At 69.4% G+C, this 25,740-nt stretch carries 32 protein-coding genes and 1 pseudogene; 11 read left to right on the top strand and 22 right to left on the bottom strand.

Annotated elements, in window-relative coordinates:
* Positions 1–273: 273 nt before the first annotated feature.
* The 8 genes and pseudogenes from AC3CF1_RS15000 to AC3CF1_RS14965 all read right to left on the bottom strand — a co-directional run.
* Positions 274–531, bottom strand: a complete 258-nt coding sequence (locus AC3CF1_RS15000) for a hypothetical protein (protein ID WP_210795138.1) — start codon at positions 529–531, stop codon at positions 274–276.
* Positions 532–553: 22 nt separating this feature from the next.
* Positions 554–1,168 (bottom strand): EndoU domain-containing protein, encoded by a 615-nt coding sequence (locus AC3CF1_RS14995; RefSeq protein ID WP_210795136.1) that lies wholly within the window; start codon positions 1,166–1,168, stop codon positions 554–556.
* Between the two features lie 22 nt (positions 1,169–1,190).
* Positions 1,191–1,916: a WXG100 family type VII secretion target gene (locus AC3CF1_RS14990; RefSeq protein ID WP_488450687.1), complete on the bottom strand. Its 726-nt coding sequence runs from the start codon at positions 1,914–1,916 to the stop codon at positions 1,191–1,193.
* A gap of 19 nt (positions 1,917–1,935) precedes the next feature.
* Positions 1,936–2,250: a hypothetical protein gene (locus AC3CF1_RS14985; RefSeq protein WP_355160675.1), complete on the bottom strand. Its 315-nt coding sequence runs from the start codon at positions 2,248–2,250 to the stop codon at positions 1,936–1,938.
* On the bottom strand, positions 2,250–2,744 hold the full coding sequence (locus AC3CF1_RS14980) for a YbaB/EbfC family nucleoid-associated protein (protein WP_488450686.1): 495 nt from the start codon (positions 2,742–2,744) through the stop codon (positions 2,250–2,252). The genes AC3CF1_RS14985 and AC3CF1_RS14980 overlap by 1 nt, the downstream gene beginning before the upstream one ends.
* A 234-nt stretch (positions 2,745–2,978) precedes the next feature.
* Complete coding sequence (locus AC3CF1_RS14975; protein WP_488450685.1) at positions 2,979–3,167, bottom strand: hypothetical protein; 189 nt, start codon at positions 3,165–3,167, stop codon at positions 2,979–2,981.
* Positions 3,168–3,231: 64 nt separating this feature from the next.
* On the bottom strand, positions 3,232–4,038 hold the full coding sequence (locus AC3CF1_RS14970; RefSeq protein WP_488450684.1) for a hypothetical protein: 807 nt from the start codon (positions 4,036–4,038) through the stop codon (positions 3,232–3,234).
* Between the two features lie 49 nt (positions 4,039–4,087).
* A pseudogene (locus tag AC3CF1_RS14965) lies at positions 4,088–4,173 on the bottom strand (VOC family protein); the annotation flags it as partial.
* Between the two features lie 88 nt (positions 4,174–4,261).
* On the opposite strand from AC3CF1_RS14965, the gene AC3CF1_RS14960 reads away from it, so the two are divergent.
* Both AC3CF1_RS14960 and AC3CF1_RS14955 read left to right on the top strand, forming a co-directional pair.
* On the top strand, positions 4,262–4,651 hold the full coding sequence (locus tag AC3CF1_RS14960) for a hypothetical protein (protein WP_488450683.1): 390 nt from the start codon (positions 4,262–4,264) through the stop codon (positions 4,649–4,651).
* Positions 4,648–5,112, top strand: coding sequence for a hypothetical protein (locus AC3CF1_RS14955; protein ID WP_488450682.1), 465 nt, complete (start codon positions 4,648–4,650; stop codon positions 5,110–5,112). Before AC3CF1_RS14960 ends, AC3CF1_RS14955 begins: the two co-directional genes overlap by 4 nt.
* Positions 5,113–5,758: 646 nt before the next feature.
* On the opposite strand, the gene AC3CF1_RS14950 is transcribed toward AC3CF1_RS14955, so the two are convergent.
* Together AC3CF1_RS14950 and AC3CF1_RS14945 are read right to left on the bottom strand one after the other, a co-directional pair.
* Positions 5,759–6,361: an NAD(P)H-dependent oxidoreductase gene (locus AC3CF1_RS14950; protein ID WP_488450681.1), complete on the bottom strand. Its 603-nt coding sequence runs from the start codon at positions 6,359–6,361 to the stop codon at positions 5,759–5,761.
* A gap of 11 nt (positions 6,362–6,372) precedes the next feature.
* A complete protein-coding gene (locus AC3CF1_RS14945; protein WP_354982468.1) occupies positions 6,373–6,747 on the bottom strand; it encodes a VOC family protein in 375 nt (124 codons plus the stop codon).
* A 116-nt stretch (positions 6,748–6,863) separates the two neighbouring features.
* On the opposite strand from AC3CF1_RS14945, the gene AC3CF1_RS14940 reads away from it, so the two are divergent.
* Genes AC3CF1_RS14940 through AC3CF1_RS14930 form a run of 3 tightly spaced genes read left to right on the top strand, consistent with a single transcriptional unit; the run spans position 6,864 to position 8,115 of the window.
* Entirely contained in the window at positions 6,864–7,322 is a 459-nt protein-coding gene (locus tag AC3CF1_RS14940; protein WP_488450680.1) for an SRPBCC domain-containing protein, read from the top strand.
* Positions 7,319–7,669, top strand: coding sequence for an ArsR/SmtB family transcription factor (locus AC3CF1_RS14935; RefSeq protein ID WP_328370429.1), 351 nt, complete (start codon positions 7,319–7,321; stop codon positions 7,667–7,669). The genes AC3CF1_RS14940 and AC3CF1_RS14935 overlap by 4 nt, the downstream gene beginning before the upstream one ends.
* Before the next feature lie 2 nt (positions 7,670–7,671).
* Positions 7,672–8,115 carry an SRPBCC family protein gene (locus tag AC3CF1_RS14930; protein ID WP_488450679.1) on the top strand — a complete coding sequence of 148 codons (444 nt, stop codon included), beginning with the start codon at positions 7,672–7,674 and terminating at the stop codon, positions 8,113–8,115.
* On the opposite strand, the gene AC3CF1_RS14925 is transcribed toward AC3CF1_RS14930, so the two are convergent.
* From AC3CF1_RS14925 to AC3CF1_RS14910, 4 genes are all read right to left on the bottom strand, one after another.
* Entirely contained in the window at positions 8,099–9,379 is a 1,281-nt protein-coding gene (locus AC3CF1_RS14925) for an MFS transporter (RefSeq protein ID WP_488450678.1), read from the bottom strand. The genes AC3CF1_RS14930 and AC3CF1_RS14925 overlap by 17 nt on opposite strands.
* A 160-nt stretch (positions 9,380–9,539) precedes the next feature.
* Positions 9,540–10,271 (bottom strand): class I SAM-dependent methyltransferase, encoded by a 732-nt coding sequence (locus AC3CF1_RS14920; RefSeq protein WP_488450677.1) that lies wholly within the window; start codon positions 10,269–10,271, stop codon positions 9,540–9,542.
* Between the two features lie 220 nt (positions 10,272–10,491).
* On the bottom strand, positions 10,492–10,854 hold the full coding sequence (locus AC3CF1_RS14915; RefSeq protein WP_030337500.1) for a PH domain-containing protein: 363 nt from the start codon (positions 10,852–10,854) through the stop codon (positions 10,492–10,494).
* Between the two features lie 10 nt (positions 10,855–10,864).
* Complete coding sequence (locus tag AC3CF1_RS14910; RefSeq protein ID WP_488452084.1) at positions 10,865–11,767, bottom strand: LysR family transcriptional regulator; 903 nt, start codon at positions 11,765–11,767, stop codon at positions 10,865–10,867.
* Positions 11,768–11,883: 116 nt separating this feature from the next.
* Here AC3CF1_RS14910 and AC3CF1_RS14905 point away from each other — a divergent pair, with 116 nt between their 5' ends.
* Positions 11,884–12,312, top strand: a complete 429-nt coding sequence (locus AC3CF1_RS14905; RefSeq protein ID WP_210925789.1) for a VOC family protein — start codon at positions 11,884–11,886, stop codon at positions 12,310–12,312.
* Between the two features lie 79 nt (positions 12,313–12,391).
* Here the strand turns inward: AC3CF1_RS14905 and AC3CF1_RS14900 are convergent, their stop codons facing one another.
* The gene (locus AC3CF1_RS14900; RefSeq protein ID WP_088950099.1) at positions 12,392–12,715 is read right to left on the bottom strand and encodes a hypothetical protein; all 324 of its coding nucleotides are present in this window, start codon (positions 12,713–12,715) and stop codon (positions 12,392–12,394) included.
* 123 nt (positions 12,716–12,838) lie between these two features.
* Positions 12,839–13,147 carry a 4a-hydroxytetrahydrobiopterin dehydratase gene (locus AC3CF1_RS14895; RefSeq protein WP_088952008.1) on the bottom strand — a complete coding sequence of 103 codons (309 nt, stop codon included), beginning with the start codon at positions 13,145–13,147 and terminating at the stop codon, positions 12,839–12,841.
* A gap of 183 nt (positions 13,148–13,330) precedes the next feature.
* Between AC3CF1_RS14895 and AC3CF1_RS14890 the strand changes: the two genes are divergently transcribed.
* Positions 13,331–13,780, top strand: a complete 450-nt coding sequence (locus tag AC3CF1_RS14890) for a (deoxy)nucleoside triphosphate pyrophosphohydrolase (protein ID WP_488450676.1) — start codon at positions 13,331–13,333, stop codon at positions 13,778–13,780.
* A 141-nt stretch (positions 13,781–13,921) separates the two neighbouring features.
* Here AC3CF1_RS14890 and AC3CF1_RS14885 read toward each other — a convergent pair whose 3' ends face one another.
* From AC3CF1_RS14885 to AC3CF1_RS14860, 6 genes are all read right to left on the bottom strand, one after another.
* Positions 13,922–14,986 (bottom strand): succinate dehydrogenase/fumarate reductase iron-sulfur subunit, encoded by a 1,065-nt coding sequence (locus AC3CF1_RS14885; RefSeq protein ID WP_488450675.1) that lies wholly within the window; start codon positions 14,984–14,986, stop codon positions 13,922–13,924.
* Positions 14,983–16,911, bottom strand: coding sequence for a fumarate reductase/succinate dehydrogenase flavoprotein subunit (locus tag AC3CF1_RS14880; protein ID WP_099848484.1), 1,929 nt, complete (start codon positions 16,909–16,911; stop codon positions 14,983–14,985). Before AC3CF1_RS14880 ends, AC3CF1_RS14885 begins: the two co-directional genes overlap by 4 nt.
* 12 nt (positions 16,912–16,923) lie before the next feature.
* The gene (locus AC3CF1_RS14875; protein ID WP_354982462.1) at positions 16,924–17,730 is read right to left on the bottom strand and encodes a hypothetical protein; all 807 of its coding nucleotides are present in this window, start codon (positions 17,728–17,730) and stop codon (positions 16,924–16,926) included.
* Positions 17,731–17,983: 253 nt separating this feature from the next.
* Positions 17,984–19,381, bottom strand: coding sequence for a TldD/PmbA family protein (locus AC3CF1_RS14870; RefSeq protein ID WP_488450674.1), 1,398 nt, complete (start codon positions 19,379–19,381; stop codon positions 17,984–17,986).
* A complete protein-coding gene (locus AC3CF1_RS14865) occupies positions 19,378–20,814 on the bottom strand; it encodes a TldD/PmbA family protein (protein ID WP_088950093.1) in 1,437 nt (478 codons plus the stop codon). The genes AC3CF1_RS14870 and AC3CF1_RS14865 overlap by 4 nt, the downstream gene beginning before the upstream one ends.
* Before the next feature lie 33 nt (positions 20,815–20,847).
* Entirely contained in the window at positions 20,848–21,396 is a 549-nt protein-coding gene (locus tag AC3CF1_RS14860; protein WP_354982459.1) for a Uma2 family endonuclease, read from the bottom strand.
* A gap of 277 nt (positions 21,397–21,673) precedes the next feature.
* On the opposite strand from AC3CF1_RS14860, the gene AC3CF1_RS14855 reads away from it, so the two are divergent.
* The 4 genes from AC3CF1_RS14855 to AC3CF1_RS14840 are packed head-to-tail and all read left to right on the top strand — an operon-like array spanning position 21,674 to position 25,729.
* Entirely contained in the window at positions 21,674–22,729 is a 1,056-nt protein-coding gene (locus AC3CF1_RS14855; RefSeq protein WP_210928862.1) for an ABC transporter ATP-binding protein, read from the top strand.
* Positions 22,726–23,727 carry an ABC transporter ATP-binding protein gene (locus tag AC3CF1_RS14850; RefSeq protein ID WP_141911069.1) on the top strand — a complete coding sequence of 334 codons (1,002 nt, stop codon included), beginning with the start codon at positions 22,726–22,728 and terminating at the stop codon, positions 23,725–23,727. Before AC3CF1_RS14855 ends, AC3CF1_RS14850 begins: the two co-directional genes overlap by 4 nt.
* A complete protein-coding gene (locus AC3CF1_RS14845; protein ID WP_328381302.1) occupies positions 23,724–24,731 on the top strand; it encodes an ABC transporter permease in 1,008 nt (335 codons plus the stop codon). The genes AC3CF1_RS14850 and AC3CF1_RS14845 overlap by 4 nt, the downstream gene beginning before the upstream one ends.
* Before the next feature lie 11 nt (positions 24,732–24,742).
* The gene (locus AC3CF1_RS14840; RefSeq protein WP_088950090.1) at positions 24,743–25,729 is read left to right on the top strand and encodes an ABC transporter permease; all 987 of its coding nucleotides are present in this window, start codon (positions 24,743–24,745) and stop codon (positions 25,727–25,729) included.
* The last annotated feature ends 11 nt before the right edge of the window (positions 25,730–25,740 follow it).

Here is a 25,740-nt window from a genome sequence, read left to right as displayed (position 1 = left end):
GTGCCGGTAGGGGCCGGCGAAGCGGGTCGTGAACAAGGAGCTGTCATCAGCCGGCGGGAACCGCGCCATGTGCGCCCGCAACGCGTCGGCGTCCGTAAACACCCCGAACCAGCAGTCCTGCCCGCAGCGGTGACACCTTCCGTAGTCGGATCCCGAGATCTACCGTTCGGTGAAAGTCGCCATCGACATGCCCGCCGAGATCGGGCCAGGTCTGGGACGCCAGCTGGTCGACACGGTGCAGGGGTTCGAGGGACCCGATCTACGCTTCCGCCGTCAGTCCGAGGTCCGGATCTGCTCCAGGCGCGTCAGAGGCTCCTGGAGGTACTCGATGAGCTCCCGCAGCGCGTCCTTCTCCGCCGTGGTGATCACAACGCCCTCCTCCCACACGGCGCCGACGAGCGTCGTGATCGCGTGGTCCCAGGCGCCGGCGCCTCTGGCCCTCAGGACCATCGACCGGTACTTCGGGCTGATCTTGGGTGCGACCTGGTCGATGATCCGAGGGCTGAGCCGGATGTAATCGTTGACTTCCATGGGTCTCCCGTGGGTGCGGTGGTTAGGCCGGCGGGTTGGTTCTGACGCCCTCGCCGCTGATGGGGTGGCCGCCGGAGATGCTGCCGTCCTTGTCCAGGATAACGACGCAGGTGATGCCGTCGCGGGTGCCGGTGACTACCCAGCCGTCGCCGCCGGGACGCGCCTCAGGGCGGCTGTCGGGGTTGGCGGCGATGCTCTTGAACCAGCCCTCGACCTGCTCCTTGGTGGTGCCGGGCGGGAAGAGCGTCTTGTTGGGCTCGGTGGACGAGGGCTTGTGGTCGCCATTACCCCTCCCGTCGCCGTCCCAGATCTTGTCCATCGCCCCGTCGCCCATCTGACCGAAGCGGCGCATGTCGAACCTGGCGTCGGCGAACTCGGGGTCGTCCCAGGGGTTGGTCCTCTTGGGCGCCTCGGGCTCGGATGTGTCGGCGTCCTTCGGGCGGCCCTCCCGGACGCGATCGAGGCCGTGCTGCTGGGCTGCTCCCACGCGCTTGGGCATCATTGCCGGGTTGAACTTTTTAGGCTTGGGGCCATCGTCGCCACCGCCGTGCGGTGGGGTGGGGCCTGAGGGGTGCTTGTGGAGGCCCGCCACAGCGAACAGGACCACCAGGACGGCGGTGGTCCGCAGAGCCGCCATGAGTTGTCGCATCGTGGGCCGCCTAGACGTCGAGGAGTGCGCGAAGGGCGGAGAGGCTGCTGATCAGGCCCATCAGCCAGCCGAAGATGCGGCCGGTCCAGCGGACAACGGCCATCGCGAGCTGGGTGGCAACCAGCGGTGTGGCGAAGCCGAGAGAGAAGACCACCTCGGCCAGCCACACCACGACCTTGGCGATGCAGTCGGCGATGAAGGCGCGCACCACCTCCCGCACCGTCTGCACCAGGACCCCCGCGCCACGGGTCGCGGCACCCATGCCGGCGGCCGTGCCAGCGAAGATCCCGGCGACGTCGATGTTGATGGTCAGGATGTCGCGGTAGGCGTCGGCGGCCGCGCCCTGCCATCCGTCGAGGTCGCCGACCAGCCGCGCCTTGAGGTCCTCGGCGATGGAGAACAACTCATTGGCCATGTTGTCCCAGGTCAAGGCGTGCGTCTCGATGGTCTGGGGATCGCCGGCCAGCCAGTCGAGTGCCTGCTTCAGTGGCTCGACCTGCTCGATGGCCCACTCGATGCCCATCGACAGGAGCGTGCTGAACGGGTCGATGACGATGGACGCCCCGTCGAGAGCGGCGCCCAAGCCCGCGACTGAGCCGTCGATCCAGCTGCCGGAGTCGATGGCGTCCTTGATGCCCATGTAGTCGTCGGCCAGCGGCAGGCCGGTCCAGCCGTCGCGGTGCGCGGCGCTTGTCGAAGCGATGTCGGAGGTCGTGGCGACCAGTGGGTTGCTCATGAGAGGGCGCCGGGCCGGCTCAGGTCGCGGAGTGGAAGGAGTTGAAGCCGTCGGTGTTCGACTCCTCGGCCCGCTGGTAGGCGTCGGCGTTTTTCTTGATTCCCGCGGCGAGCAGCGCGATGTTCTCGGCGAGCATCCCCACACCCTTGTCCTGGTCCCGGTGGCGTCCCTCCAGGATGGGCGGTAAGAACTGGCAGAGCTGCCCGTACGCCTCGTCGGCCTGGAAAATGGTGCCGCTCGCGGCCATGACGGCGGCGAAGCGGTCGTGAATGGCCGACATGGCCGTGGCGTGCGCGCGCAGCGCCTCGACGTCGACCTCGAACCCCCCGTGCATCAGTAACGCCCCTCTTCGTCCTCGGTGTCGGCGGTCCGGAATCCGGCCAGCAGGGCCCGGCCGGTCGCCGAGTCGGCGCCGACCGTCTCCCGCACGACCTCGGCGGCGGCCTCGGCGAGCTTGACCCGCGCATTGCGATAGGCGCCCATGATCGCCTGCTGCGTCTGCTCCAGGCTCACGCGCTGCGCCCGCGCGGAGAGCCGGACGTCGGCCATCGCCCCCGTGGAGTCGACGGTGACCTCGACGATCCCGTGGGCGTCGCTGGCCGTGACCCGCAGCGCGAGCAAGCCGGCACTGGCGGCCTGCGTGTCGGCGGCCCGGCGCACGGCATTGGCCTGCCATGCCTCCAGGCGTTCCCGCGCATCCTCGGCGTCCAACAGCGGATTGACCATCGCGCCTCCGTTTTCGTTGACGAGCAGGGAATTCAGAGGCGTCAGTGTAGCTGCGGCCCGCCACACCAGGATTGCCGAGCGAATGCGGCGTGATCTGGTCACTCTGGATCTCGGCGACGTCGGTGCTGATGATCGCCTTCTTCGGGCCTGCTCGACCTGGCGGCGGTGTTCGGCCCAGGGAGCACCCACCACCTGGGCGGCCAGGTGTGATGAGCCCGGTCAGCGCCTCCCGGAGGTCTGAGCACACTACACGCCATCTTCGTGGCGGTGGCCTGTGCGTTCACTGTGGCCGGTCCAGTCGTTGCGCGAGCCGTCGGGGTGTGGTGTCGTCCGCGTTCAGTTCTGGCCAGGACTCGCGGTGGGCAGGCCGGCCGCCTTGGCAGCGTCGAGCAGACGCCGGTCGTAAGCGACGAAGGCAACTAATTCCGCTCCGGACTCGTTGGTAAGAGCCTGCGCGGTCGCCAGATGAATGGCGTCGAGACTGCGCAGTGTCGGCTCCGGGGCGTTGAACGCTTGACCGACCACCAGCGGGCCGTCCTCACGGACATGTTCGGCTGTCCCGTCCTGACTGGCGAGGACCTCCGATAGGTCACGGACGGACGGCCTTCTCGCCATGGACGACTGCGTACTCCGCGGCGAGCCAGGGCCCGAGGTCGTCGATGAGTTCGCGGAGCACACTCGGAACCGGCGAGGGCGTGCGGCCGATAACGGCAGCTCTACGCATCTGCTCCGCGCGTTCCGGATAGTGGAGCCCGAACGCCTCAGCGGACTGGGTGAGGTCGCTCGTCCAGCCTTCCCACCGCGGCATGATCAGCGTGAACCCCGTCCTGACGATGCGTCGCGCGACGACCCGGCTGAGGGTCTTCCGTTGCTGGTCGGTGTTCGCTTCGACGGCCTGACGGCGCCACCCGGGAAGCGCAAGGGACAGGTCGCCGTTCGTCTCGCGGGCGAGCAGGGGAGTGGGCCGGTAGCGGGGGAGTTGGTCGGCGAGGTCGTCGCCCAGCAGGGGGGTGCACAGGCAGGCGACGAAGAAGCCAAGGTCGTGCCGCTCAAGCTCGCTGAGCAGCGTACGTGCACTGAACAGCAGGATGCCCACGCCGTCGATCTGCGGAAAGGACCGGTCGAGGTCTTGCTCGATCCTGGTGGCAGCCGCCCGGTCGGCCTCGGTTGGTTCGGTGCGCAGGGCGAGAAGCAGGTCGAGGTCGGAGACGCCGAGGATGGCGGTGCCGCGCGGGATGCTGCCGTAGATGTAGGCGCTGTGCAGCCGACCACCGTCGAACGATTCGGCTATCCGAGCGCGTGCCGCGTCGACTACACCGGCGAAGGCGGCCGGCACCCGGCTCAGTGCACCCTCGCGCGCAATCCAGCCCTCGACGTCCAGTCCTCTTCCGGCCATGGGGACACTCTGCCGGAGCCACCGGTCCTGCCGCTCGGCCCAGGCGCCCCAGCTCGTTGCCGCTGGGGTCGGTGAAGTGGAACCGCCGGCCACCGGGAACTCGTACGGCCCGTTCACCACCTGGCCGCCGGTCTGGTCACGAGCGGGGCTCTCGACGCAGTCGGAGCGATAGCCGACGGCGCCAAGGACACATGGAACTTCCTTTTCTCACGGAAGTCGACGAATGCAGGCAGATCAGGATCCGGTCCGTGGGCACGGTGGCGCTCCGGCGCTGCCGGTGCCCACGGGCTGGGCCGGGCGACAGATGTCCGTACTCTTCACTGCTTCGATGGTCGGACTGGCCGTGGTCGCCCTGGGCATGGCGGCCGGCGTGGTGTCCGCGGCCCGGTCCGATGACGGCAGCTCGGTCGTGCTGCTGGCGTTCGGCGCCGCCTTCCTGGCCCTCGTGATCGGGTTCTCGGTCCAGTCCCGCCGCCCGCGCTCCGGCCGTGGGCGCCGACCTACGCTGGTCGACGTCTCGCAGGGCGGGCGCGGGGTGCGGTACGGCTACCGTATGTCTTGCTCGGTGGGCTGCTGGTGCTGGTTGCGCTGGTTACCGGGGCGGTGGCGGTGACTGCGATGTTCGCCGGGGTCGTCGGCCTGCTGCTCGGGGCGGGCTTCGCGATCCTCGCGGTGCTGGTGGGCTGGTTCCTGGTGACCATGCTCCGGCTGGCGCCGGGAGAGCTGGTGCTGTCGCCGGCCGGCATCCAGCACCGCGCCCTGGTCCACACCCAGTTCGCGCCGTGGCGGGACGTCTACCAGGTCTCCGCCGAGAGGGTGAACACCCCGCTGCTGGTGGTCAAGGCGAACATGTCCGACGACACCCGGATGCGGCGCTACACGGGCCGCTTCGGCACGCTGGAGTCCCGGCTGCTGCCGTTCGTGGCGGTCCGACCGTACTGGCTGGTCGGCGATCCGGTGGCGGTCTACCACGCGTTGGCCTTCTACCACTCCCGCCCCGACCTTCAGCCGGAGCTGGGCACGGAGGCCGCCCTCGAGCGGATCGCGGCGGGACGGGCGGTCGCCTCCCGATGAGGCGCGACCGCTTGGCTAACGCACAGGGGGCACAGGACCCATGAAAACGTCGTCAACCAGCGAACAAACCATAAGCGCCCGAGACGCCGGGTGAGCAGGTACCGGACGGTGTCGCCCTGGTAGCTGGACCGCTGCTCTCAGTTCCGATTCGACGTCTGACCCTGCGGTCCCCGGTCGGATGGTCCCGCTCTGTTGAGCCTGATGCCTGTGAGTCATATTGATGACTCACAGGCATCGCGCTTGCCGCAGCGGCTGCTCGCGGACGGCATCCGGCGTTGGTGCCGCCGTGGAGTCAGTGCCTTCCTCGGGACGCGGCTGGTGCCGTACCCGTCGAAGGCCTCGTTGTTCAGCCGCCCAGGCAGGGTGAGGTTCGCTGGATCGAGTTGCAGATCGGGTACGAGGTCGTCGCGCCGGGTCGCTCCGCACGACGCGGCGTCGAGCTTGTCTACGAATACGAAGGTGCCCGACACAGGGTGGTCATTCCGAGCTACCTGGCAGTTTGTGCGCCTTCTACCGTCACGTGTCAGCCGGAGTACGACGACCTCGGTACACCCGAGCAGTGATGGCAGGCCGGTGACCACCTTCTGGGCTTGGGCGTAGGCGGGTCGCGGCGCGGTGATGCGCAGCAGGGCGGTGTTTCACCCCGCTACCGGGCGTCGAGTGGTACTGAGATGGCGTCCCGGATCATGGCTACGGCCCGCTCGACCTCCCGCCCTGTGGCGGAGGAATCGTCCTGTTCGGACTCGTGCACGAATGCGGTGACGCCACGGCGGCTGCCGCAGTAGTCCACGACCCCGTGTTCGATCTGCGTCCGCAGCGCCTGCCCGTACCCGTGGCGCTCGTAGAGCCCCGCGTCGTCACCGGCGATGGGGAGCAGGTGGGTGGTGAGCCGTTGCAGCCTCGGTTGGATGCCGGCGGAGGGGGCGTAGTCGAAGGCCCAGCCGTTGATGAAGACACGGTCGATCCAACCCTTGAGCAGGGCCGGCATCGACCACCAGTAGACCGGGAAGACCAGCACGAGGTCGGTGGCGCGGTCGAGGCGCTGCTGCTCGCGGCGCACGTCGGGCGGGGGCTCGCCACGCTGCTGGTATGCCCGACGGTCGGCCACACCGAACCTCGGGTCGAAGTCCTCCTCCGCCAGGTCGGCGATCTCGACCGAATCCGGGCGAAGCGCTGCAGCGAGCTGCCCAACCGTGTGGTGGGTGAGGGACCCGGGCTCCGGGTGCACGGCTACCAGCAGGGTGTGCACGGGTGCGTCCGCTACCGCTCGGCCCAGACGCCCAGCTCGTTGCCGCTGGGGTCGGTGAAGTGGAACCGGCGGCCACCGGGGAACTCGTACGGCCCGTTCACCACCTGCCCGCCGGCCTCCTTCACGGCTTGGACGGAGCGGTCGAGGTCGGCCGAATAGAGCAGCACCAGCGGCCCGCCCGCCTGGACGGCCTGATCCTCGCGGAGACCGCCGACCTCGGCCGCGGAGTCGCCGTGCGGGCTGCGGATGCCGGCGTATGCCGGCCCGTAGTCGTTGAACTCCCAGCCGAACGCGTCGGCGTAGAAGCGCTTGGCCTCGGCGAGGTTGGTCACCGTGAACTCGACGTAGTCGATGGCGTGGTGCCGGTGCGGCGATTGCTCAGACATGCACGGCATTGTGCTCCCCGGGTACGACGCGACCGCAACATGCAACTAAAGGTTGCGCGAGAGCGCAGGGTTGTCGTAGGTTGAATGCAACCAAAGGTTGCGAAAGGTTGAGGCTCATGGAGCAGGGAACCATCGAACGCGACATCCACGTCGACGCGTCACCCGAGGTGGTCTTCGAGGTGGTCAGTCAGCCCGAGCACATGCGGGAGTGGTGGCCCGACGACGCGCGGTTCGAGTCGGTCGCGGGCGCGCCCGGTGAGCTGGTGTGGCGCGACGCTGACACCGGTGAGACGAAGACCGTCGCGCTCGCGGTCGTCGAGGTCGACCCGCCGAAGCGGTTCTCGTTCCGGTGGTGCTTCACGGAGCCGGACGGGAGCGGGCAGGCGCTGTTCGTCACCTTTGACCTGGTGCCCAGCGGCGGCGGGACGCTGATCCGGATGACCGAGACCGGGTTCCGCGAGCTGGGTTGGGAGGTCGCTGTCCTGGAAGAGCAGTACCGCGACCATGAGAACGGTTGGGACCACTACATGCCCAGGCTGGGCGCGTACGTTGCCCGGCTGGTCGCGACCCCGTGAGCACTGTGGTCGACGACGAGTTGTGGTCGGCGATCGGCGACCCGATTCGGCGTACGATGATCGATCTTCTTCTCGCTGACGGGCCGGGCACTGCCACTTCGTTGAGCCGGCGGCTACCCGTCACCCGCCAGGCCGTCTCGAAGCACCTGGCCGTCCTGGACCGGGTCGGGCTGATCCACGCCGAGTCGGCCGGTCGCGAGCGTCACTACCAGGTGGACGAGGCGCAACTCGCGCGCGCGGTCGCCCAGTTGTCGGCGGTCGGCTCCACCTGGGACGCCCGACTGCGCCGGATCAAGCGGATCGCCGAGGCGATCGAACGCACCCGCACCAACGACGAAGGAGAATGAGAATGGTCGACATCCTGCACCGGATCGGCGTCGTCGCACCGCTCGACGACGTCTACCGAGCGGTGGCAACGCCGGAGGGCCTCGCCGCCTGGTGGACCACCGACACGGTGGGCAAGAGCGAAGTCGGTGGAAAGCTGGCCTTCCGGTTCGGCGATGCCGGCGGCTTCGACATGGAGGTCCTGGAGCTGAACCCCGCCGGGCGGGTGCGGTGGCGCGTCGTCGACGGCCCCGAGGAGTGGGTCGGCACCGAGGTCGACTGGCGTCTCGACCAGCGCGGCGAGTACACGATCGTCCAGTTCGCGCACCAGGGCTGGCGCGAGCCGGTCGAGTTCATGCACCACTGCAGCACCAAGTGGGCGCTGTTCCTGATGAGCCTCAAGGAGCAGGTCGAGACCGGCCACGGCCGACCGGCCCCGGACGACGTCCGGATCAGTGACTGGCACTGACCTCGGTGACGGCTGCATCGCCGGGCAATCGCGAGCTCCGCCTGGAGATCGCGATTGCCCCGGCGGTCAGGCCGAGGGCCACGATCGCCATGGCGCACAGCAGCAGCGTCGGGCGTGCACCGATGGCACCCACCAGTGGCCCGCCGAGCATGGTGCCCAGCGGCACCGCCAGCACGAGGATGGCGCCGTTCGCGGCGAGCACCGCCGGTAGCTGCGCGATGGAGGTGCTGCGCTGGAACAGCGCCATCGACGTGGCCATGTACGGTGCCCAGATCAGGCCCGCGAGGGCGAAGGCGGGCAGCGACAGGCTGACAGGTGCTCCCAGGCCGAGCGGCAGCATGGCGACGCCGAACCCGACGACGATGCTGATGGTGGTGGCACGCAGCGGCCAGCGACGTAGATGGCCGGCGACCACACCGCCGACCAGACCGCCGACGCCGAACGCGGTGTAGTAGGCGCCGAGCAGCGTCGCGGAGGCGTGCAGGTCATCGGTGATGTGAATCGGCATCGCCACGTACACCGGGCCGAAGAGGAAGAAGAACCCGAGGCTCAGCACCAGCAGGCCCAGCAGCGCGGGGTTGCGGCGGATGACGGCGAAGCCTTCGGTCCGCGAGACGCTGCGCTCACGCCGGTGGTCGCGCTTGCGTACAGGGAGGGCGAGACGGTACGTGAGGGCCAGCGCGGCGAAGGTGGCGGCGTCGATGGCGATGACCCATACCGGCCCAACCCAGGCGATCAGGAGGCCCGCCAGTGGTGGACCGACGATGGTGGCGAACCCTCCGATGGTGCTGAGCACGGCATTGGCCGGCAGATGGTGTCGCTGCGGCAGCAGTTCGGCGATCAGTGTGAAACGGCCGGCGGAACCCCACGAGTGCAGCAGTGCGGACGCGGCCAGCAGGAAGACGTACAGCCCGATGGTCAATGCGCCGAGGAGGTAGGCAAGGGGGATCGCCGCGAGCGCCGTGGCCCGCAGGATGGCGTCCCACCCGGCGAGTTGGGCGCCGCTGCGCCCACGCAGCAGCCGACCGAAGACGACAGTCCCGGCCGCGCTGGGCAGTGTGTACGCCGCCATGGCCAGCGCGATCCAGGTCTCCCGCTGACCGTCCGGGGCGAGTTGAATGGCGAGCCAGATAACCGCGACCACCGCCAGTCCGTCGCCCATCGCGGAGACGGCCAGCCCGGGCAGAACGCGCCGGAGTTGAGGATGACTGACCACCGGCCAGTAGGGCGAGGAGCGTGGGAAACGTGCGGCATCCGTTGGCATGCTGCCAGCTCACCCGGCGCGGACCCGACGATTCAAGAAAGGCTGCTGGCAGCAGAATCAGCGCTGAGCGGACACAGATGATCGACTCGGGTTCCTTGAGGTCGGGGTGTCGTCGGGGCGATGACACCCCGACTTTCCGGAACCCGAGCCGATCAAACCGCTACTCCGCCCGGTAGACGGAGATGTGCGACGGGCTGTCGGCGTGGAACGGTCGCCGCTGCCAGTCGGCGTACCGTTCGGCGAGCCGGAGCCCCGCCTGCTGCGCCATCTCGTCGATCTGGTGTGGCCAGGCGTACCGCATGGCGAACGGCTTCAGGTGTACACCGTCCGCGTCGAAGGTGATGGTCTGCCGGATGAACCGCTGCGCCGGCCGGTCGTACTTGTGCAGCCGGATCGTCGCGGAGTCTTCGGTGACGGACCGCACCTGCACCTGCTCGTCCGAGTCGAAGTCGCGCGGGTCGGGCACGAACGTCTCGATGACGAACGCCCCGCCGGGCGACAGCACGCGGGCGACGTTGCGGAAGCAGTCCGCCTGCCGCTCGGCGTCCACCAGGTTGAACAGCGTGTTGAAGACCAGGTACGCGAGCCGGAACTCACCCTTCACCGGCACGTCGGCCATGTCGGCGACGACGACCGGGATCTGGTCGCCGCCGGGCTTGGCCCGCAACTGCGCCACCATCTCCTCGGACGCCTCGACACCGTGCACTGTGAGACCGCGCTCGGCCAGCGGAAGTGCGACCCGGCCGGTGCCGATCGCGAGTTCGAGAACCGGCCCCCCGTCGGCCAGATCGGCCAGGAAGCCCACCGCTGGCGCCGGGTCGGGGTTGCCGGGGCCGTCGTAGTCGGCGGCCCAGAGCCGGCCGAAGAGGCCGGGATCGTCGAAGACCGACATCAGCGGCCTCCGGGGTTGGGGTCAGTGGCGCTCAGCGCCAGGGGAGCGGTAGTGCTCACGAAGTCTCGATTCCTCAGGTCGGATGACGGTGGGTTCGTGGGACCTCGTCGTGTCTGGCATGGTGGCTGCTCCCTTCGCACGGCTGTCGACCGAGGACACCAGAGACGCCGCGGGCCCGGCAAGGCAATTACGCCAGCCGGGCCCAGGACGGGACGTGCGGTCAGGAGATGTGGTGCAAGATCACGTTGTGCACGTGGTGGCTCTTCTGCGCGCCACGGAACTCCACCTCGTAGGTGTGCGTGCCCACGTGGATCGCGATCGCTCCGGTGGAGAAGAACGAGCCACCCCAGGACTTGTTGCTGACCACACTCACGCTGGTGATCTTCGAGTACGGGATGCTGGTGATCGCGAACCGCTTCCCGACGAAGGAACGGTCCTGGATGATCACCCGGCGGTCGGTCAGCCCGATGAACCCGGTGCCGGTGCCGACCGCGTCGTAGACGGCGATGATCTGCTCACCCTCGAGAAGGCCACTCTCGATCTGCTGGACCTGCTCTTTGCGGTCGTACGCGATGTTCGCCATGAGATCCAGGCTAGAAAACCGGTGCCAACGTGCCGGCGTTCGCGTCGGTCGCGGCGCGGACGAACTCGCGTACCCGGGTGGTGGTGTTGCTGGGCAGCCAGACCGGCCCTCGCTCGATCGGTGGCGCGTCGTGGATGGGCACGTACGCCACGTCGGGGCGGGGGTAGTAGCGCCGCGTGTGCGCGCCCACCGGCAGGACGCCCCGGCCCAGTGCGACCAGGGACAGCATCTCGGAGAAGGTGTTCCCGGCGGGTCCCTTCGGCACCGGCCGGCCGGCCGGGGTGCGCTCCGGGGTGCGGTCCCGTTTGAACTCCACCGAGGTCACTTCCGGGTACTGCACCACCGGGTGGTCGGCGAGGACCTCCAGCGACACCGAGCGTTCCCGGGTGAGCGGGTGACCCGCCGCGACCGCCAGCGCCCGGTCCTCGGAGAGCAGCGCCGGGCCGGTGGCCATCCCGTCGAAGGGAAACGAGGCGATGAGTACGTCGGTGGAGCCGTCCAGGAGGCCCGACCGCGTGTTAGCCAGCTGCGCCTCCCGCACCTCGACCTGGCAGTCGGGATGCCGCTCGGTGAACAGGGCCACGGCCCGCAGCAGCACCGGTGCGGTCCACTCGCCGAGGAACGCCACCCGTAGGGTCCCGGTCACGCCCCGGCCGGCGTCGACGGCCCGGCGGACGGCCTCGTCCATCCCGGCAACCAGTGGGGCCAGATCGTCGGCGAGTTGCCGGCCGATCGGGGTGAGCCGGACGACCCGGCTGGTGCGGGCGAACAGCGGTGCGCCGATCCGACGCTCCAGCTTCTTGATCACGTGGCTGACCCGGCCGGTGCTGACGGTCAGTCGCTCGGCGGTGCGGCCGAAGTGCAGCTCCTCGGCGAGGGTCAGGAACGTCTCGATCTCGTACCGTTCCAGCACGTCCGCCCCCATCGTTGACCTGTGGGCAACGATCGTAGCGATATCGGCTCTTGGTCGGGGTCTCACGTCCGGGGATCGTGAACGCGGCAGGGAAACACCGAGCGAAAGGCTGCGACATGAGCATCCACGAACAGCGGGCGGACGTCAGCGCGGTACGGGTAACCGGCTTCGACCACCTGGTGCTGACCGTCGCCGACGTGGAACGGGCACTGGACTTCTACTGCGGCCGACTCGGCCTGGAGCCGGTGCGGGTCGACGAGTGGCGCGCGGGCACCGTCCCGTTCCCGTCCGTGCGGATCAGTCGCGACAGCATCATCGACCTGGTCCGTGGCGAGCGGCAGGGCACGAACGTCGACCACTTCTGCCTGGTGGTGGCACCGCTGGACTGGGCCCGGGTGGTCGACTCCGGAGCCTTCACGGTGCTGACCGGGCCGGTCGGGCGGTTCGGCGCCCGCGGGTCGGCGACCTCCATCTACGTGCAGGACCCGGACGGAAACTCGGTGGAGCTGCGCTGGTACCCGCAGGACGCCGTAGCCGACCGGTGAGCCCCAGCTTCCTGACGGACATGCGGAAGCCCCGCGCCTGCCTGTCATAGACGGGCGGGCGCGGGGCTTCGGCGACAGGTCAGTGGTCGCTGCGCGGGTCGTGGTCCGTGCTGCGGCTGCCGGCCTTGGCCAGACCCCGGCTCACCAGGTAGCCGATGGTGAGCAGGGTGATGTACCACCAGGCCTTGTCGGCGGCGAAGTAGTCGCCGCCGTCATTCGCGGCGCCGTCGCCGACGGCGTTCGAGGCGATCAGCACACCGATGACGGCGAGCACGTAGATCGCCAGCTCGCTGGTCTTCCAGGACGGCTTCGTCTCGTCGCCGCGGCGGTTCACGCGGCGGACGTCGTGCTGGCCGGCGTGCTCGACGTGGTCGTTGGCGCGGTTCTGCGTGGGGGTGGTCATGTCAGCTCCTCAAAAGCACTGTTTGAGTAGTTCGTTCCGTCCCGAGAGCTTTGTCAACTCCCGCGTGGAACTGGTACCCCAGTGCCTTTCAGGAAAACCTCAGACTTACCAATCAGTAGAAGCTCAGGCCTCGGTGACCGCCCGGTAGGCGTCCTCGATGCGGGCGGCCAACAGGACCTCGCCCTCGGTCAGCGGTTCACCGTTGCCGTGCCCGACCCGGATCTGGGTGCTGTCGGACTGCCGGCTGATCTCCGGGCGAAGGTGCAGTGCATCCGCGACCACCTTGACCCGTTCAGTTAGTGCCGCGTGTTGGGTATCGTCGATCGCGAGCGTCCGTCGGATCTGCTCCCCCTCGCGTGTCCAACCAGACAGCAAGGTCAACGCGTCGGCAAGGTAGTCGTGCTTGGCCCTGCTGTTGAACAGCACGCGCATCACCGCACCCCCCAAGCGCCGTTGCCGGCTCGTGGCCAAATCGTCGCCATCCCGTGTCTTGTCGGTGTCCTCTAGTCTCTCGCCGCGCGGAAGGGGTGTCCACGCCCACACTTCCGTGTTCTAGTGGCCTAGCGGACGGTTACGGTACCCAAACCGCCGATTGATCTGGCACCCTGGACGCCCGTGCGGACCGAACGGGCGAATGGTGGCGGGCAGGTCGAACGACGGGACCTGAAGGTGATCGTCGGCGCGGCGATAATCCGGGACGGGCGGGTGCTCGCCTGCGCGCGTTCCGCCCCACCCGAAGTGGCAGGAATGTGGGAGTTTCCGGGCGGAAAGGTCGAGCCGGGCGAGGCGGAGATCGACGCGCTGATCCGGGAGTGCGTCGAGGAACTGGCCGTACGCGTCGAGATCGGCGACAGGGTCGGCCGTGACGTACGGATGGCGCACGGCCGTTCGGTGCTCAAGGTGTACGCGGCCCGCCTGCTCGACGGCGACGAACCCCAGGCGTTGGAGCACGAGGCGCTGCGCTGGCTCACGGCCGACGAGCTGGACTCGGTCACCTGGCTCCCCGCCGACGCCCCCATCGTCGCCGCCCTCCGCCCCCTGCTGCGGCCCCCCAGCTCCCGTTAATCATGAAGTTATTGCCTCGACACGCCGGTTGAGCTGGCAATAACTTCATGATCGACCGGGACCGGGACCGGGTCGGGGTGGGTGGGGGTATGCGGACGGGGGCCGCGGCTACAGCCGCGGCCCCCGTCGTCGTTGAGGTTTCTAGTGCTTGTTGTCCTGGTCCGGGTGCGCGAAGTTCAGGTGCTCCGGAGGCAGCGGGAAGGTCACGTCGTCACCGAACGGCGACGGCGCGGCAGCCCGGTCGAAGGTGAGCTCGGTCAGCGGAAGCTTGCCCCGGTCGTCCACCGCCGGAGCGGTCGGGTGGGGCACCTCCCGGTGCCAGTTGACGCCGCTCTGCGCCTGCGCCTCAGCCTGCGAGTCGTGGGAGCCACCCGCATGCGAGTGCAGCCCACCACGGGCTGAGCCCGGCGTCGGCGAGCCCTGACGGGCGGTGGACACGCTGGTCTGGGGCGTCTCGCCCCGACGGAAGATCTTGCTACCAAGCCACACAAGGGGATCGTACCTGCGGTCGACGACCCGTTCCTTCATGGGGATGATCCCGTTGTCAGTGATCTTGATGTGCTCGGGGCAGACCTCGGTGCAGCACTTGGTGATGTTGCAGAAACCGAGGCCCTGTTCGGCCTGTGCGTACTCCTTGCGGTCCGTCCGGGCGTCCAGCGGGTGCATGTCCAGCTCGGCCGCCCGAATGAAGTACCGCGGGCCGGAGAACGCCTGCTTGTTCTCCTCGTGGTCACGGATCACGTGACAGACCGTCTGGCACAGGAAGCACTCGATGCACTTGCGGAACTCCTGCGAGCGCTCGACGTCGACCTGCTGCATCCGGTAGTCACCCGGAGCGACATCCGCCGGTGGGGCGAACGCCGGCGTCTCCCGTGCCTTCTCGTAGTTGAACGAGACGTCGGTGACCAGGTCCCGGATGACCGGGAAGGTACGCAGCGGGGTGACCGTGACCGTCTCCTCGTCGCCGAAGGTCGACATCCGGGTCATGCAGCCCAGTCGCGGCTTGCCGTTGATCTCCATGGAGCAGGAGCCGCACTTGCCGGCCTTGCAGTTCCACCGGCAGGCCAGGTCGGGAGCGTCGGTGGCCTGCAAGCGGTGGATGACGTCGAGGACCACCTCGCCCTCGTTCACCTCCACCATGTAGTCCTGCAGGTCCCCGCCGGTCTCGTCGCCCCGCCAGATCCGGAACTGACGCTTCGCGCTCATCGGTTGTCCGCCTCTCCAGCGTCGGCGACGAGGGCGTCGAAGTCGGCCAGCTCCTCGTCGGTGAGGTACTTGGAAAGCTCCGCACGGTCGAAGAGGCCGATCAGCTCCGGCCGCATCTTCGGCAGCGGCTTACGCGTCAGCCGTACGCTGTCGCCGTCCAGCGAGCAGACCAGGTTGACCTGCCGCCATTTGGGCTCCATCGCCGGGTAGTCCTCCCGGGTGTGCCCGCCGCGCGACTCCTGCCGCTCCAGCGCCGCCTTCGCGGTGCACTCCGAGACCACCAGCATGTTGCGCAGGTCCAGGGCCAGGTGCCAGCCCGGGTTGTAGCGCCGGCCGCCGAACGCGCTCACCTTGGCGACCCGCTCGCGCAGCTCGGCCAGTCGCACCAGCGCGTCGGCCAGCTCGCCCTCGCGCCGGATGATTCCGACCAGGTCGCCCATGACCGCCTGGAGGTCCTGCTGAAGGGTGTACGGGTTCTCGCCGGTGTCGCGCTGGAGCGGGGCGAGTGCGGTCTCCACGGCGGCCTCGACCGCGTCCACGGCCACCTTCGGCCGGGCGGCGAGCCCGTCGGCGTAGCTGGCCGCGTGCCCGCCCGCCCGCTTGCCGAAGACCAGCAGGTCGGACAGGGAGTTGCCGCCCAGTCGGTTGGAGCCGTGCATGCCGCCGGAGACCTCACCGGCGGCGAACAGCCCGCGTACGTGGCCGAAGGCAGCACCCGAATCCGGGTCGACCTCGACGCCGCCCATCACGTAGTGGCAGGTCGGCCCGACCTCCATCGCCTCGGCGGTGATGTCGACGTCGGCCAGTTCCTTGAACTGGTGGTACATCGACGGCAGCCGCCGGCGGATCTCCTCGGCCGAACGCCGGCTCGCGATGTCCAGGAAGACGCCACCGGCAGGGGAGCCCCGACCGGCCTTGACCTCGCTGTTGATCGCGCGGGCCACCTCGTCACGGGGCAGCAGCTCCGGCGGACGCCGGTTGTTGTCCGGGTCGGTGTACCAGCGGTCCGCCTCCTCCTCGGTCTCCGCGTACTGCTTGCGGAAGACGTCGGGGACGTAGTCGAACATGAACCGCTTGCCGTCGGAGTTCTTCAGGACGCCACCGTCACCACGCACCGACTCGGTGACCAGGATGCCCTTCACCGAGGGCGGCCAGACCATGCCGGTCGGGTGGAACTGGAGGAACTCCATGTTGATCAGCGTCGCCCCGGCGCGCAGCGCCAACGCGTGCCCGTCCCCGGTGTACTCCCAGGAGTTCGAGGTGACCTTGTAGGAGCGTCCGACGCCGCCGGTGGCCAGCACGACGGCCGGCGCCTCGAAGAGGATGAACTCGCCCGACTCGCGGTAGTAGCCGAAGGCACCGGCCACCCGGTCACCGTCGAGCAGCAGCTCGGTGATGGTGGTCTCGGAGAACACCTTGATCCGGGCGTCGTACGAGCCGAACTCCCGTTGGTCCTCCTGCTGGAGCGACACGATCTTCTGCTGGAGGGTGCGGATCAGCTCCAGGCCGGTCCGGTCGCCCACGTGCGCCAGGCGCGGGTACTCGTGGCCACCGAAGTTGCGCTGCGAGATCTTGCCGTCCTTGGTGCGGTCGAAGAGCGCACCGTACGTCTCCAGCTCCCAGATCCGCTGCGGCGACTCCTTCGCGTGCAGCTCGGCCATCCGGAAGTTGTTCAGGAACTTGCCGCCGCGCATGGTGTCGCGGAAGTGCACCTGCCAGTTGTCCCGGCTGTTCACGTTGCCCATCGCGGCGGCCGCGCCGCCCTCGGCCATCACCGTGTGCGCCTTGCCGAAGAGCGACTTGGAGATGATCGCGGTCTTCTTGCCGGCCAGCCGGGCCTCGATCGCCGCGCGCAGACCGGCGCCGCCGGCCCCGATGACGACGACGTCGTAGTGGTGTCGTTCGATGCGAGTGGTTGTGGTCATGTCAGGGGCCCTTTAGTTGATGAACCGCAGGTCGGAGAACCAGCCGGCCGAGAGCGCCATGATGTAGAAGTCGGCCAGCGCCAGGGTGCCGAGGGTGATCCAGGCGAGCTGCATGTGGCGGACGTTCAGGGCCGAGACGAACGTCCAGGCCTTGTAGCGCACCGGGTGCTTGGAGAAGTGCTTGAGCCGGCCGCCGATGATGTGCCGGCAGGAGTGGCAGGAGATCGTGTACGCCCAGAGCATCACCACGTTGAGCAGCAGGATGATGTTGCCCAGCCCGAAGCCGAAGCCCTTGGGCGAGTGGAAGGCGAGGATCGCGTCCCAGGTGTTGATCAGCGAGATGATCGCGGCGGCGTAGAAGAAGTAGCGGTGCAGGTTCTGCCCGAGCAGCGGGAAGCGGGTCTCACCGCCGTACTCCTTGTGGCCGTCCGGGACGGCGCAGGCCGGCGGCGACAGCCAGAACGACCGGTAGTAGGCCTTGCGGTAGTAGTAGCAGGTCAGCCGGAACAGCAGCAGGAACGGCAGGGTCAGCGCCGCGTCCGGAATGATCCACCAGCCGGGCAGGAACCGGCCGAAGTGTGAGGCGCCCTCGATGCACCGCTCGGTGACGCAGGGCGAGTAGAACGGGGTCAGGTAGTGGTAATCCGCGACCCAGTAGAAGTCGTGCATGAAGACCCGGACCGTCGCGTACGCGACCCAGGCGCTCAGCCCGATCACGGTGATCAGCGGGGCGAACCACCAGCGGTCGGTACGCAACGTCTTCGCCGCGATCGCGGCGCGCGCCCGCGCTCCCCGCGGCCTCGTTGCCGTTGAAGTCATTCGAGTCGTCTCCTCGACGGGCCCGTACGGGCGGGCGGATCTTTCTCCGGTCGGCACGCGGACCGGCGAACCCGCACCCGCTGCCACGTCATGCGCACACCAACGACCACGCCGGATCGACCGACGCAGCTAAGTGACACACGTTACGCCGATCTCTGCGAGCCGTCCGCGCAAGGGAGTGTCCCGAGTGTCTGGCCTGCGGAAATACCCCGACACGGCGGTCGGCGGCGGGTCGGCGCGCACATCGCCTCGTTCAGCCCGAGGCGCCCCCGGTGAAGTGCCACGACGCCAGCCGCACCGAGGGCGCCGACCACCATGCACCGTCCACCCGGTCCGGTTGGCGCACCGCCCGCGCTCCCAGGCCGAGCACGGCCCCGGGCCCCAGCGCCCGCGGGTACGACTCGGTGAACCGCAGGTCGCGGACCGCCCGCACCACGGTGCCGTCCTCGATGAGCCAGACACCGTTGCGGGTCAACCCGGTGACGACGAGGCTCTTCGGGTCCAGCACCCGGGTGTACCAGAGGTCGCTGACCAGCAGCCCACGGCGTACGCCGGCGACGAGCGCGGCGGTGTCCGCGTCGACGACCGCCCCGGCCGCCGCGCCGGTGGTGCTCCGACCGGTCGCGCTGGCCGGGCCGGCCGTCGCGCCGGACAGCCGCAGGTTGCGGGCCATCGGGCCCCAGGTGGCGCCACCCGCGACCGCGTGCCCGGTGGACTGCGCACCCGCCTCGGCCGCCGTCCGCCGATCGTGGGCGACCGCCCGGGTGGTGCCCGCCTCGACCAGGGTCAGCGCCCCTCGCGCGGTGCCCTCCGCGTCGAACGGCAGGCCGGACGCGCCCAGCGGGTCGTCCACCAGGGTCACCGCCCGGTCGAACTGGGCCGCCCCCGGCTCGGCGAAGGACTGCCGCTCGGCGTACCGCTTGCCGTTGAAGCCATACCAGGACAGGTTCTGCAACAGATCCGCCACGGCGGCCGGCTCGAACACCACCTCGTAACGCCCCGGCGGCAGCTCCACCGGGTCGGCCGCCGCCTGCGCCTTCGCCGCGGCGTGCGCGCCCAGCTCGGCACCGTCGAGGTCGGAGAGCCGGTCGCTGGCGAACCTGGCCACCCCGTCCGCGCCGTCGCTGCGCGCGATGCCGTCCATCGCCGCCTCCACCGATCGGCCGGACGCCGTGTGCCCGGCCGAGTTGGCGAACGCCGACGAGCGGTGCGCGGTGCGGCAGTAGCCGGCGGTGCTGAGGCCACCGGCGGCGGCCACGAACGCGCCAACCCGGTCGGCCCGCTGGTCCGGCTCGGCGTACGCGGTCGCCTCGTCGACGGGCGGCGCGGCCGGCACGGGCGTCGGTGCGACCAGCCCCGGCCAGCCCGGGTCCGGCGGGCAGAGGCGCGCCGCCGCCAGGGTGCGCTCCACGAGCGCGTGCAGCCCGTCGGCGGTGACCACGCTTCCGCTGCCGGCGGCGGTCCGACCGTCGATGTGCAGCCGCAGCCGGACCCCGACGGTCGACTCCGCGACGTTCTGGTGGATGGCCGAATTGGCGAACCGGGTCAGCGCCAGGTCCGCCCGGGTCACCACCGCATCGGCCTGCGCGGCCGGACCGCCGAGACGCCGAACCAGCTCGACCACCTGCCCGGCCAGCTCCAACTCGGTCATGCTGAAACCCCCACCCGGACGTTGCGGAACCGGGCCGGCGCGGCCGGGTGACCGGTGTGGCCGATCTGGCCGGGCTGGCCCTTGCCGCAGTTGGGCGTGCCCCAGGAGACCGTCTCGCTGGAGAGCATGTCCATCGAGCGCCAGAAGAGCGGGCCGATCCCGGTGTACGTGGGATTGCGCAGCATCCGCCCCCGCCGCCCCTTCTTGATCTCCCAGCCGACCTCGCAACCGAACTGGAAGTTGAGCCGCTTGTCGTCGATCGACCAGGACCGGTTGAGGTCCATCAGCACGCCGTCGTCGGTGGCCGCGATGATCTCCTCCAGGGTGTGCGGGCCCGGTTCCAGACCGACGTTGGTCATCCGCACCATCGGCAGTCGGGCCCACCCGTCGGCCCGTACGCTGCCGCCGTAGTCGAGGCTGGCCATGGCGGCGGAGTCCCGGCCGGCGAGCACCCCCACCCAGCGACCGTCGCGCACCGCGTCCCGCTTGACCGCCGGGGAGCCCTCGTCGTCGAAGCCGAAGCTGCCCAACGCGCCGGGGATCGTGGGATCGATGGTGATGTTCATCAGCTCGGAGCCGTAGCGCAGCGAGCCGAGCTGCGCCAGGTCCAGCCAGGACGTGCCGGCAAACGCCGCCTCCCAGCCGAGGATCCGGTCCAACTCGATGGCGTGCCCCACCGACTCGTGGATCTGAAGGGCCAACTGCTCACCGCCGAGGATCAGATCGGTCTCGCCCGCGGGGCAGAGCGGCGCGGTCAGCAGCGCCCGGGACTCCTCGGCGATCTGCGCGGCGTGCGCGGCCAGATCGAGCGACTCGACCAGCTCCCATCCCGTGGTGCCGTACTGCCCCCGGTAGCTCGGCCAGGACCGGCGCTGCGTCTCGCCGTCACCGATGGAGGTGGCGGAGATGCCGCCGCCGCACTCGCGGATCCGCTGGTCGATCCGGTGGCCCTCACTGGAGACGAACCACTTCGCGGTGTCCCAGACCTGGTAGAGGCCCTCGGCCAGGTCGGCGCCGTGCTCGGCCATCGTGCGGGTCGCGCCGACCAGCAGGTCACCCTTGTCCGACAGGGGCACCCCGAGCGGGTCGATCTGGCAGCCGGAGGACCAGCTCGCGGTGACCGCCTCGGCCGGAACCAGGTCGACCGGTGGGCCCGGCACCCGCGCGCTCGCCATGGCCGTCCGCGTCGCGCGCCGGCCGGCGTCGCGGGCGGCGGCGTCGGATAGATCGGGTACGGCGTAGAAGCCCCAACTCGCACCGACAAGTGCCCGGACACCGATGCCGATGCTCTCGTCCTGGGTCAGCTCCTCCACGTCGCCGTTGCGCGCGGTCATCGACTCGTAGCGGCGGTGCATCACCCGCGCGTCGGCGTACCGGGCGCCCGCATCGAGGGCGGCCTGGACGGCGGCACTGGCCGCGTCGAATTCGGTCATGCGACCGACCCTAGGCCAGCCGACCGACACCCGTCAGGGGACGAGGTCCTCCGGCCGGATCGTGGCCTTCACCGGCTCGGTAAGCACCAGCAGATCGCCCGGTCTGGTTACGGACTGCTCGGTGTAGTGACCGCCCCGCCGCTGGTACAGATGCATGGTTCCACTGTCCTGCTCCACCAGGAGATACCACTCGATGCCGGCGGCCGCGTAGTAGTGCATCTTGAGGACTTTGTCGGTCGACGCGTTGCTCGGCGAGATGATCTCGCAAACCAGCCGCACGTCACCCGCCTCGATGTTGAGTTCGTCGAAGTCGATCGGACCGGTGATAACAAGATCGGGGATCGGGATCCGGCCGGGCCTGAGGCGGACGTTCACCGCTTCCAAGACGTGCAGCCCGGCTTCGCGCACCGGGACTCGTAGCACTGCGCGTAGCTCGCCGGAGATGTTCTGGTGTCGAGGGGTGGGGGCTGGGGTCACGTGGAGGCTCCCGTCGAAGAGTTCGACGCGTTGCTGCGTCTCGCCGAGGGCGAGGTACTCCTCTTCGGTCCACGGGCCTTCGTGGTTGAACACCGCCGCGGTCATCGTCACCTCCACCTCGTGCCGGCGGGAATCCTCCCGGTGCTGCCGACACCATGGTCGCACCCAAGGTGCGATTGCGGCATGAATGGGCGTGGATGGCGAGGTGAGGGGGGTGCGCGGCCGATGCCGACTCGTTACGCTCGGGCCCGCTGACACGTGCCGACTTTGTAGCTTATTTTCACCCTCGGGACTTTCATGTAAGTTCCCTTCGTCACTGAGGGAGGTGGCCGTGGACAGCTCGGAACCGTTGCCGTCCGGCGATCCGGACGACCGTCCCACCGTGCCGGCACAGCGCTCCGACGAGGATGCCTATCTGCGGGTGCGTGACCTGCGGGTCCGGTTCGACACCGAGGACGGCGTGGTGCGCGCGGTCGACGGCGTGTCGTTCGCCGTCGAGCGGGGCCGCACCCTCGGCATCGTGGGTGAGTCCGGTTCCGGCAAGAGCGTCACCTCGCTGGCCATCCTGGGCCTGCACGACCCCAAGCGGACCACCATCACCGGGGAGATCTCCGTCGGTGGCCGTCAGGTGGTCGGCCTCGGCGACGAGGAGGTACGCCGGCTGCGCGGCCGGGACATGGCGATGATCTTCCAGGATCCACTGTCGGCGCTGCACCCGTACTACACGGTGGGTCGGCAGATCGCCGAGGCGTACCGGGTGCACCACCCGAAGGCCAACCGGCGCGAGGCCCGCCAGCGGGCGGTCGACATGCTGGACCGGGTGGGCATCCCGCAGCCGGCGCGTCGCTTCGACCAGTACCCGCACGAGTTCTCCGGTGGCATGCGCCAGCGGGCGATGATCGCGATGTCCCTGGTCAACGACCCGGCGCTGCTGATCGCCGACGAGCCGACCACCGCACTGGACGTCACCGTGCAGGCGCAGATCCTGGACCTGCTCGCCGACCTCCAGGCCGAGTTCCACTCCGCGATCATCCTGATCACCCACGACCTTGGCGTGGTCGGCCAGGTCGCCGACGACGTGCTGGTCATGTACGGGGGGCGCGCCATCGAGCGGGGCACCGTCGAGCAGGTGCTCCGCTCGCCGCAACACCCGTACACCTGGGGGTTGCTCTCCAGCGTGCCGTCGCTGCACGGCGACGCGGACGCGGATCTGGTGCCGATCCCCGGCAACCCGCCCAGCCTGATCAACCTGCCGTCCGGCTGCGCGTTCCACCCCCGCTGCCGGTACGCGGACCGCGCCGGCAGCCGCTCCCGCAGCGAGGTGCCCGAGCTGCGCGCGGCCGGGGCGGACGGCCACCTGGTCGCCTGCCACCTCAGCGCGGAGGAGCGGGCCGCGTTCTACGCCGAGGACGTCGCATCCGTGGGGGTGGCCCGATGACCGACGAACCACTGCTGCGGGTGCGCGGGCTGACCAAGCACTTCCCGGTACGCCAGGGGCTGCGCGCCACCGGCCTGGTGCGGGCGGTGGACGGCCTCGACTTCGACGTGCGACCCGGCGAGACGCTCGGGTTGGTGGGGGAGTCGGGCTGCGGCAAGACGACCACCGGTCGGATGCTGGTGCGGCTGCTGGAGCCGACGAGCGGCAGCATCGAGTTCGACGGGCGGGACATCACGCACGCCGGCCGGCGGGAGCTGCGTCCGCTGCGTCAGGAACTCCAGATCATCTTCCAGGACCCGTACGCCTCGTTGAACCCCCGGCACACCGTGGGCCGGATCGTGGCGATGCCGTTGCAGGTCAACGGGATCAAGCCGCCGGGTGGCGTGAAGGCCCGGGTGCAGGAGTTGCTGGAGCTGGTCGGGTTGAACCCGGAGCACTACAACCGGTACCCGCACGAGTTCTCCGGCGGTCAACGTCAGCGCATCGGCATCGCCCGCGCGCTGGCCCTGCGGCCGAAGCTGATCGTCGCCGACGAGCCGGTCTCCGCGCTGGACGTCTCGATCCAGGCGCAGGTGGTCAACCTGTTGCGCAACCTGCAACGGGAGCTGGGCCTGGCGTTCGTGTTCATCGCGCACGACCTGGCGGTGATCCGGCACTTCAGCCAGCGGGTCGCGGTCATGTACCTGGGTCGGATCGTGGAGATCGGCGACCGGGCGGACATCTACGAACGCCCCCAGCACCCGTACACCCGGGCGCTGCTCTCGGCGATCCCGGACGTCACCCAGCTCGGCCCGGCGGGTCGGATCCGGTTGACCGGTGATGTGCCGACCCCGCTCGACCCGCCGTCGGGCTGCCGGTTCCGCACCCGCTGCTGGAAGGCGCAGGACGTCTGCGCCGCCGAGGAGCCGGCGCTGGTGCCGCGCGACGGTGGTCGGCAGGCCACCGCGTGTCACTTCCCCGAGGTGGCGGCTCCGATCTTCGAGGAGGTGCCGTCGTGAGCCTGTCCCCGGTGGAGGGTCTGGCGCTGGCCGAGATCGAGTCCGACCCGGACGCGACCACGCCCGCCGCGAAGGGCGTCGTCGGCCGCTCACCCGGTCAGCTGGCCTGGATGCGACTGCGTCGTGACCGGACAGCCGTGGTCAGCGGCGTACTCCTGGTCTTCTTCATGGTGTTGGGGTTGGCCGCCCCGCTGATCGAGATGGCCTACGGGATCGGGCCGCGGGAGCAGTTCCAGAACCTGCTGGACGGTTTCGGCATGCCACTGGGCTACGCCGGCGGTGTCACCGGGGACCACTGGTTCGGCCTGGAGCCGAACCTGGGTCGGGACATCTTCATCCGGTTGATCTACGGGTTGCGGACGTCGCTGTTCGTCGCGTTCGCGGCGGCGCTGATCACCGCGACGATCGGGGTCGTGCTGGGCGCGCTCGCCGGCTACCTCGGCGGCTGGCTCGACGCCGTGATCAACTGGATCACCGACCTGACCCTGGCCATGCCCTTCCTGATCATCGCGCTGGCGCTCACCCCCACCGTCACGCTGCGCTTCTACGGTGAGCGGGGGCAGGTGTCGTCCGCCTTCGGGGTGGGCGTGCTGATCGCCGTCTTCGCCATCTTCGGCTGGACCAGCACGGCCCGGCTGGTTCGCGGGCAGGTGATCGCGCTGCGCGAGCGGGAGTTCGTGGAGGCGGCCAGGGCCAGCGGGGCCGGGCTGGGGCACATGCTCTTCCGGCAGCTGCTGCCCAACATCTGGGCGCCGATCCTGGTGTCGTTCTCCCTGGCGGTGCCGCAGTTCATCACCAGCGAGGCCGCGCTGTCGTTCATCGGTGTCGGTCTCAGCGACGAGACCCCGAGCTTCGGCCGGATGATCTACGACAGTCTGGACTTCCTCCAGACCGACCCGGCCTACGTGTTCTTCCCGGGCATCATGATCTTCGCGCTGGTGTTCGCCTTCAACCTCTTCGGCGACGCGTTGCGTGACGCGCTCGACCCGAAGTCGTCCCGGTAGGGGTCAAAATCATGGCGCGATTTCTGCTCAAGCGACTCTTCTCCGCCACGCTGACCCTCTTCGCGGTGAGCGTGTTGACCTTCCTGATGTTCTTCGCCCTGCCGCGCGACCCGGTCAGCAGCATCTGCTCGAAGAACTGCAACCCGGAGCGGCTGGAGCGGGTCCGCGACGACCTGGGCCTGAACGACCCCCTGGTCAGCCAGTACGCCGGCTACATGAAGGGCATCGTCACCGGTCGCGACCTGGGCAGCGCCCAGGGTGGCCGGTGTGACGCGCCCTGCCTGGGCTGGTCGTACGTCACCAACGAGGCCGTCTCGGACACCATCGCCCGGGTGCTGCCGGTGACGCTGAGCATCGTGATCCCGGCGGCGATCCTGTGGTTGCTGCTCGGGGTCGGCCTCGGCATGGTCTCCGCGTTGCGGCGGGGCACCTGGCTGGACCGCCTGGCCATCGGCTTCTCGCTGACCGGGGCCTCGTTGCAGCTCTACTTCGTGGGCGCGGTGCTGCTGCTGGTCTTCGTCTACAACCTGCGGCTGCTGCCGGTGCCGAGCTACACGTCCCTCTTCGACAATCCGGCGAAGTGGGCCAGTGGGCTGGTGCTCGCCTGGGTGGCGCTGGCCTTCCTCTTCTCGGCGATCTACGCCCGGTTGTCCCGCGCGCAGATGTTGGAGACGCTGTCCGAGGACTTCGTCCGGACCGCGCGGGCCAAGGGCCTGGCCAAACCCAAGGTGTACGGGAGACACGCGCTGCGCGCGGCGATCACCCCGGTGGTGACCATCGCCGGGCTGGACGTGGGCGGGGCGCTGGGCGGCACGGTGATCACCGAGACGACGTTCGGCATCCAGGGGTTGGGGCGTACGGCGGTGGACGCGGTGCGCTCGGGTGACCTGCCCACGATCATGGCAACGGTGCTGATCGCGGCCGTCTTCGTGGTGCTGGCGAACGTGCTGGTGGACCTGCTCTACGCGGCCATCGACCCACGGGTGCGGTTGCGCTGAAGGCCGGGTGT

It is taken from the genome of Micromonospora sp. MGP-C2 (genome assembly GCF_057766525.1).
The sequence above is the reverse complement of the archived record's forward strand: the minus strand, read 5'-3'. Positions and strand labels throughout refer to the sequence as shown.